The sequence below is a fragment of the Acidovorax sp. HMWF018 genome (assembly GCF_003061035.1).
GTDB lineage: Bacteria > Pseudomonadota > Gammaproteobacteria > Burkholderiales > Burkholderiaceae_C > Acidovorax > Acidovorax delafieldii.
The window spans coordinates 1-4,801 of sequence record NZ_QAIM01000638.1 but is presented as its reverse complement, the minus strand read 5'-3'; the positions used below and the strand labels follow the sequence as shown (position 1 = coordinate 4,801).

The window sequence follows — 4,801 nt, the reverse complement described above, 5'->3', positions numbered from 1 at the left end:
GAGGCGCTGCTTGGGAAGGAGGCGGTGTCCGGGAGCAGCCGGTGATGATTGCAGCCAGCAAGGCGAGGGCTGCGGTCGTATAGGTCGAGGATTGCATGTGGATACAGGGGCAGGGGTTAGGTGAGATCTTTGGCCAGCGTCTGAAGCGCCTTGCGCATGGCTTTGCGCTGGTCCTCGCTGAAATGATGGAAGTCCAGGAGCTCAAGCAGCGAGATACCGTCTATGGCTGCTGTGATCACCAGAGCAATGCCGGTCTGCGCACTCGATCCAGCGAAATCCCTGTAGGTGCGGTCATACAGCTCGCGTACAGGCCCCAACAGATGGGGGTAGCTTGAAGCGGCGGCCAGCAGATTGCGCATCAGCTGCTTTTCGCTCGGCTGCATATCGAACGTGTCATTGATGAGAGCCAGCAACATGGCGCTGCTGTTGCTGCCGCTCTCAGATGCCTTGGCGCGGGTGCGTTGGTCCCATTCGTCAATCATGGATTGCACAAGTGCTGCCAGCAAATCGTCTTTGGTTTTGAAGTGGTAGATCAGCCCGCCCTTGGTGATGCCAGCGGCGGCCGCGACGCCCTCCAGCGTCAATTGCTGAACACCTTGTGTCGAAACTATCTCGGCTGCGGCTTCAATGAGCCGTTGCTTGCCGCTGCTGCGCTGGGATGAATTGGGCATATCGATGATTGAGTGGTTGAAACTATACTGCACGTATAGTACAGTTTCAACTATTCAACGTCAACACCTGAACCGTCCTATGTCCTTCATCATCAAAAAACACAGAACACTGATTGCAATCGCTGCGCTGGCGCTACTGGGGGGGTGCTCGCATGCGCCATTTGTCGCACCACCAATGCCTGCAGTCACTCCCGAGGCGTGGAGCTTCGAGGCAAAAGGAGACTCAGGCAGCAAACCGTTGGCCGCGACCGCTTGGTGGAAAGACTTCGGAAACACAGAACTGAATGCGCTGGTCGAATCTGCCTTGCTTGCCAACACCGATCTGCGTATCGCCGCAACCCGTGTAGCGCAGGCCCGGGCCCTGGTTGACACGGTCCAGGCCGATCACTATCCGCAGTTGGGTCTGGGGGCCGGCCTGCAACGCGGCCGAAATTCGAGTGCTGATCCGAAAACCACTCAGGCCCGTGCCGGGCTTCGCGCGAGCTGGGAACCGGACATCTTCGGCGACAAAGGCTTAGCCAGCCTTGCAGCCGAAAAAGATGCCGAGGGCGCGGAACTGACCCGGCAAGCAATGCGGGTGGCTATTGCGGCTGAGGTTATGACCTCCTACTTCGATGCTCGATCCCTCGCGCAAAGACAAGCGGTGGCGTACGATGGCATCGCAACTTTGGAGCGTCTGACCGATGTCACCCGTCGACGCTTTGAAGCGGGACAGATCAGCAAACTGGACATCGACAGGCTGACGGCGGAGCTAGGTCAGGAGCGAGCCAACGCGGCTCAACTGAAAGGGGCACATGAAGTAAGGCTGCGACAAATGGCTGTGCTGCTTGGCGCCGCACACCCCCCAGTTGGCTTGACTTTCCCCGCAACTGACAACGCGGCTACAGGGATGCCAGCCGTAGTGCTGCCGATAGAGCTGTTAGAGCGGCGCCCTGATGTTCGGGGTCCTGCCCGCGCTGTTGAAGCCGCCGTCGCTCGTCTAGGGGTGGCCAAGCGCGACCTGTATCCGCGTATCGCACTCGATTGGTCGGGTGGCAAGGAACGCTTGGGTGTCGGCAATGGTAGCGCGTCGCCGACGACAGTTGTTGGTTACGGCATGGCCCTTTCACTGCCCATTTTTGACGGTGGCCGCATCCGCGCCAACATCGAAATTCACGAGGGCAAGGCTCAGGAAGCAATGCTTGCGTATGAAAAGGCGATGCTCAGTGCGCTTGCGGACGCCGAGACGGCAGTGGTCCAACTTGCGGCGGCAAGCGACGGTGTCTCAGCGTTGGAGAGCACGCAGACTGCCGGCGCCGCAGCACTATCCAAAAGCGAGCGACTGTTTAACGCAGGGTTGGTGGATATCAACACGGTACTTGATACGCGGCGCAGCTACCTGAAGGCGCGTGACGGCCTGTTGCAAGGGCAAGGCGCGCAATTGGCGGCGGCAGTTGCGGTGCGCAGGGCGTTCGCAGGAAGAGTTTGATCGGTGGCACTGCGCTGTCATGCGCAGATCCACGGATTGCACGCCAGCTTCAGACCACGGTGATGATGCCGGCGCTTCCCATGCGCTGCCAGGGCAGACCCAGGACCAGGGCCTGGAGCTGATCGGGCTCCAGTTGCCACTGCTCATCGCCTGGTGTCGGCCAGACGAACTTGCTCTGGTGCAGGCGGCGAGCCGCCAGCCAGATGCCGATGCCTGTTAATCCTTCAGGACACCGACCATTCCACTCTGTGGGCACTCGAGGTCTGGTCATGGCGCACATCATCTTCTGTGTGCAAATAGATGCTGGTCGTGGAGATGTTTGCATGCCCCAAGTTGTCTCGCACGGCCTTGAGGTCCATGCTGTGGCTTTGGTGTGTGCCTGCCGTGTGCCTGAGCCAGTGTGCAGACGCTTGTTCCACATGCAAGGCCGCGCCCTCGTGCTCCGGCCCAAGCGATCGAAGTCGGGTTGCGGTTTCGCGAAACACATCTTTGACCAATTCGTGCACGGAGCTTCGCGACATCGAGCGGGACGCTCCAATGATGGGAATCAGCAGCGGCAAGTTTTCCCCTTCGCGCGGCAGCGGTGCGAGTTCGTTGGCCTTTCGATACCGCATCAGTTCTGACACCAATTCGTCGGTTGCCGGCACGAGACGTGTCTTTTCTCCCTTGCCGCAGACATCCAGCCACCAGCGTTCGCGGCCATCCGCACCTCGACGCCAGTAGAAATCTCCCATTGAATTGGTACAGACCTCAGAGATACGTAGACCGCCGATGTAGAGCAGCGAGAAGAGCCAGCGATATCGGGCCGCCTGCTTGGCAAGGCGAGGTGTATGCGTGGGAAATGCCTCAATGGTGGCGCGTACCTGCGCCCAGTGCTCATGGGGCAAGAATCGGCTTGTTTTGGCTGGCCGCGTGATGGATTTGCGGCGCCTGAGCGCAAGGGGATTGCCCGCCAGATACCCGGCCTGGACGAGCCAGTTGAAAAGGCCGTTGAGTATGGATAGCGCTTGGCGCTGGCTCTGCCGGTCCAGGGGCTTTGCAAACGGGCGCCAGTGCGGTGACGCCCGCGGCGCCTTCTGCGCGACCTGCATGATCCATCGACTGGCGGGTTGCGGATCTGCGAGAAAACGCTCGAACGCCAGGAAGTCCTCGTGGGTCAGATCGGACATGGCCTTGCCGTGCTGGTGCACGCACCACAGCAGCAGCCTCTCGGCCTCCTTGCGATAGCTGGAGAGCGTCGCCGGCGAATCCTGGTACCGCTCAAGCCAGGCCAGAACTGCCGAGCGGTCGTCATCGGCAGTCACCTGGGGGAGCCCTGAGGCACGATTTCGGCCGCGCTCCCCGGACAGGTGGGAAGGCAGCACCAAGCCATCCAAGGGCACCAAACCACCAGAATTCAACGCTAGGACAGCCAAATCAGTCATGCGGCAAATTCTATGGACATTAGAGTAATTATGTCCAGAGATTTGAAAAATCCTCCTTGATAATTACGTTATACGTTGTATTATTTAATAATGAGCGAAGAATCCGAGATCCAAACCGAAGTAGAGGCCCTACGGGCGCGATTCAGCGACACCAAAACGCTGTACCGAGAGGTGTGTGCGTTGCTGTTTTTTCGATACGGCATCACGCCCACGGCGAGCAAGCTCTACCAGCATGTGCGCAAGGGCTCCATGAGCGCTCCCGCCGAGGCCCTGGCAAATTTCTGGGAAGACCTTCGAAGCAAGGCCCGCGTGGAAATCGATCATCCCGACCTCCCAGACACCCTGAAGCAGGCTGCAGGCCAGGTGGTCAGCGAGTTGTGGGGCCAAGCCACCGAGCTGGCACGAACAGAGCTAGCTGCCGTACGCGTAGAGGCGCGAGCCGAAGCCCAGGGCGCCTTGGCCAGCCTGGAGCAGGCGCTGCAGCTGAACGCGCAGCTTGAAGTCCAAATTCAGGCCGCTGCGGGCCGGATAGGCGAGTTGGAGGCCCGCGCCCAAAGTCTAGACTCGGAGCTGGAGCGGGAGAGTCGCACGCAAGCAGCAACGACCGCCCGGGCCGACGCACTGCAGCGCCAGATCGATGAACTGAAGGTGGAGCAGGCCAAGAGCCGTCAGCACTTCAGCGCCGAGTTGGAAAAGGGGCGGCAGGCCATCGCCGATGCTGCCCAGCGGGCTACTGAGGCGGAGCGCAGGGCCCTGCGCGAAATCGACCAGGAGCGCACGGCACGAAGCCATTCAGAAAAGCAGCTGGAACAAATGCGCGCCAAGTTGGCGGAGGTCGAACGAAACCACCAGGCAAAGCTGATCGACATGAGTGCCGCAGCGTCTCGGATGGCGTCGGAACTGGATAATGCCAAGGCCGCATCGGCCGAGAGCGCCAGACTTGGCCAGGAGCAAAGTACAGCACTGCAACAGGCTCTCCAGGACGTGTCGCAGTACAAGGCGGAAGCGGATACCCTTCGCGCGCTGATGGCGCAGTTCCAGCCACCATCCAAACCCGTGCGCAGGAAGCGTAGCCCGGGGGGCCCGGAAGGCCAATGAGGAGAGCGGCTGGTCAGAGCGACTCCCGGAGGTTCTCAGTAACGCCAATTGCCACGCGCGGCAACATCTGGCATAAAAAATGAATTCTTAATAGCCCAAACGCTTATGAGCTAAAACTGGCCGTATCCTGGCTTGCCCTC

At 60.2% G+C, this 4,801-nt stretch carries 5 protein-coding genes; 2 read left to right on the top strand and 3 right to left on the bottom strand.

Going from position 1 to position 4,801, the window contains the following annotated elements; genetic code table 11:
- Positions 1 to 116: 116 nt before the first annotated feature.
- Positions 117 to 671 (bottom strand): TetR/AcrR family transcriptional regulator, encoded by a 555-nt coding sequence (locus tag DBR23_RS26920; RefSeq protein ID WP_105749572.1) that lies wholly within the window; start codon positions 669 to 671, stop codon positions 117 to 119.
- 79 nt (positions 672 to 750) lie between these two features.
- Here DBR23_RS26920 and DBR23_RS26915 point away from each other — a divergent pair, with 79 nt between their 5' ends.
- Entirely contained in the window at positions 751 to 2,139 is a 1,389-nt protein-coding gene (locus DBR23_RS26915; RefSeq protein ID WP_158276500.1) for an efflux transporter outer membrane subunit, read from the top strand.
- 49 nt (positions 2,140 to 2,188) lie between these two features.
- Here DBR23_RS26915 and tnpB read toward each other — a convergent pair whose 3' ends face one another.
- Positions 2,189 to 2,410 carry an IS66 family insertion sequence element accessory protein TnpB gene (gene tnpB, locus DBR23_RS26910; protein ID WP_158276499.1) on the bottom strand — a complete coding sequence of 74 codons (222 nt, stop codon included), beginning with the start codon at positions 2,408 to 2,410 and terminating at the stop codon, positions 2,189 to 2,191.
- On the bottom strand, positions 2,364 to 3,563 hold the full coding sequence (locus DBR23_RS26905) for a tyrosine-type recombinase/integrase (protein ID WP_108500113.1): 1,200 nt from the start codon (positions 3,561 to 3,563) through the stop codon (positions 2,364 to 2,366). The genes tnpB and DBR23_RS26905 overlap by 47 nt, the downstream gene beginning before the upstream one ends.
- A gap of 90 nt (positions 3,564 to 3,653) precedes the next feature.
- On the opposite strand from DBR23_RS26905, the gene DBR23_RS26900 reads away from it, so the two are divergent.
- Positions 3,654 to 4,661 carry a DNA-binding protein gene (locus DBR23_RS26900; protein WP_108500115.1) on the top strand — a complete coding sequence of 336 codons (1,008 nt, stop codon included), beginning with the start codon at positions 3,654 to 3,656 and terminating at the stop codon, positions 4,659 to 4,661.
- Positions 4,662 to 4,801 lie beyond the last annotated feature (140 nt).